Annotated in this window: 4 protein-coding genes; 2 read left to right on the plus strand and 2 right to left on the minus strand. The window is 68.4% G+C overall.

Features of this window, described 5'->3' with window-relative positions; genetic code table 11:
* Together VGV13_05730 and VGV13_05735 are read right to left on the minus strand one after the other, a co-directional pair.
* Window positions 1-201: FAD-dependent oxidoreductase (locus VGV13_05730; GenBank protein HEV8640580.1), on the minus strand; the 201-nt coding region annotated here is incomplete at its 3' end.
* A gap of 97 nt (window positions 202-298) precedes the next feature.
* Window positions 299-808 (minus strand): C40 family peptidase, encoded by a 510-nt coding sequence (locus VGV13_05735; GenBank protein ID HEV8640581.1) that lies wholly within the window; start codon window positions 806-808, stop codon window positions 299-301.
* A 161-nt stretch (window positions 809-969) separates the two neighbouring features.
* On the opposite strand from VGV13_05735, the gene VGV13_05740 reads away from it, so the two are divergent.
* Together VGV13_05740 and VGV13_05745 are read left to right on the plus strand one after the other, a co-directional pair.
* A complete protein-coding gene (locus VGV13_05740; GenBank protein HEV8640582.1) occupies window positions 970-1,491 on the plus strand; it encodes a hypothetical protein in 522 nt (173 codons plus the stop codon).
* 127 nt (window positions 1,492-1,618) lie between these two features.
* Window positions 1,619-2,064 (plus strand): hypothetical protein (locus tag VGV13_05745; GenBank protein HEV8640583.1); only part of this gene is annotated, 446 nt, incomplete at its 3' end.

The raw sequence follows: 2,064 nt of genomic DNA on the forward strand, positions 1-2,064 counted from the left end.
GGCGCGGCCGAGGCGCTGGAGGATGATCTCGTCGGGCACCTTGGCCAGCTCCGCCGTCTCGAGAGAGATGACGCCGGTGCAATGGGTGGGCTCGCCGATGACGGCGTCTGCCTCGAAGAGGAGGACGTCGAGACCGGCTTCGGCACACCGTGCGGCGACCAGCAGGCCCGCCGGTCCGCCGCCCACGATCGCGACGTCCATTTGGCTGCGAATTATAGCGGCCAGGCGCGAGCCGCTCATACATTTTCGTCCGCGGCGCCGGCTGAAGACGCGGCGTCCGCCAAGAGCGCGGCGCCGGCTACAAGCGGCGACCTCCGACCCAGCGCATTCGGTACCACGACTCGTCCAGGCCCGAGATGATGACCCCGTGACCGCTCCGCCGGGCGTGGATGAAGCGCCCGTCCCCGATGTAGATCCCGTTGTGACCAAGCCCATCGAAGAAGACGACGTCGCCGGGCTCGAGCCGCTCCCGCGGGACGGGCGTGCCGTACCGGTACTGCTTCGCCGCGCTGTGGGGCAGCGCGACGCCCATGTGGGAGTAGACGTACATCACGAACCCGGAGCAGTCGAAGCCGAACGGGCTCGCGCCGCCCCACACGTACCGCGCGCCGAGGTGCCTCCTGGCGATGGCGACGACGCGCCGGGAGCGCGACGCCGACGACTCCGTCTCGGGTTGCTTGAGGACCGATGGCCCGGCGGCCGGCTCGAACATGTCGAGGGTCGCCAGCGGCTTCGCGCAGCCGAGCGCCGCGAGTACGAGAGCGAGCGCCAGGCCGCAGCCCGCCGCACCGGGAATCATCCGCCCCATGGCGCCCCTGCCGTGCAGCGCGCATGCCAAGGCCGCCTGGCCCGAAAGAGTCGAAGGGCCGCGCCGTTACCAAGCGGCGAGAGGCAGGACGACGGAGATCGGTGTCAGAGCGTCCCAAAAAGGTGACTCGGAAATCGACGAGGATCGGTTACCCTCCTGCCATGATAAAGACAGCTTCCGCGTGGGTACTGACGGTGGCGCTGGCTGTCGGGGTCAGCGGTGGACAGCCCGCCGAAGCGGCCGACCCGAAGGTCGGCGCCTGGACCTTCGGCGCCGGCCTCGGCTTCCTGGGCGACACCCCGGACGGCACCGCGTTCGCGCTCAACGGCTACGCGGAGGGGTTCATCGACCGGAAGTTTTCGGTCGGTCCGCTGCTGCAGCTGGCCGCCACCGGGGATCTGGCCCAGATCGGGTTGTCTGGACAGGCGAAGTACTGGATCGACATCCCCGGGACCGAAAACCGATTGAAAGTGATCGTGCAGGGCGGCATCGGCTTCGTCCACGCCGCCTTTCGTGACGACGACACCTCGTGGCTGATCCCGATCGGCGCGGGAGCCGATTACAAGCTGGCTGACGGGCTCAACATCACCGGGACGTTCCTGCTCGACTTTACCGACCTCGACACCGGCCGCCGGGGCCGCGCGCACGTGATGCCCGGGTTCACCGTCGGCGTGCGTTTCTAGCCACCGCTCAGCAGCCCTAGACGCCCCGCAAGTTCTCGCCCTGGGAGCCCTTTCCGCGTTTCTTCCGTCTTCGGGGGGGCGCCGGCTACACTCGAAAGGAACGAGTCCATCGACAGGGAGGTTCCTGATGCTCCAGACGGTCGTGCTGGCCGCGCTCGCGGTGCTGCTCTTTCAGGGGGTGGCCTTCGCGGAGCTGATCGATCTCGAGGGCCGGTACTGGTTCACCGACCTGAAGGCCTCCATCAAAGCCAAGAGCGGCTCGCTGCCCGGCACCGACATCGACTTCGGCGACGATCTCGGGCTCGAGTCCGAGGACGCCCCCGAGCTTCGCCTGACTTTCTGGGCGGGACCGGCCAGCCGGATCCGCCTCGCCTACAGCCGGCTGCACTTCGAGGGCGACAAGACCCTCAGCCGGACCGTCACGTTCGAGGGCGACACCTTCACGGCGAACCAGCGGGTGGTCACGGACCTCGAGATCCACTACGGCCGGATCGGCTGGCTCTGGCAGCCCCTGGCCATCCCCGGGATCCTCAGATTCGGCGGGATGCTCGAAGCCAAGGGATTCTTCGTCGA

This window comes from Candidatus Methylomirabilota bacterium (assembly GCA_036001065.1).
Classification (GTDB): Bacteria; Methylomirabilota; Methylomirabilia; order Rokubacteriales; family CSP1-6; genus MNEF01.

Excerpts from the sequence above, each read along its gene's own strand:
- VGV13_05735 (HEV8640581.1), bottom strand. The coding sequence starts at position 808 with ATGGGGCGGATGATTCCCGGTGCGGCGGGCTGCGGCCTGGCGCTCGCT.
- VGV13_05740 (HEV8640582.1), top strand. The coding sequence starts at position 970 with ATGATAAAGACAGCTTCCGCGTGGGTACTGACGGTGGCGCTGGCTGTC.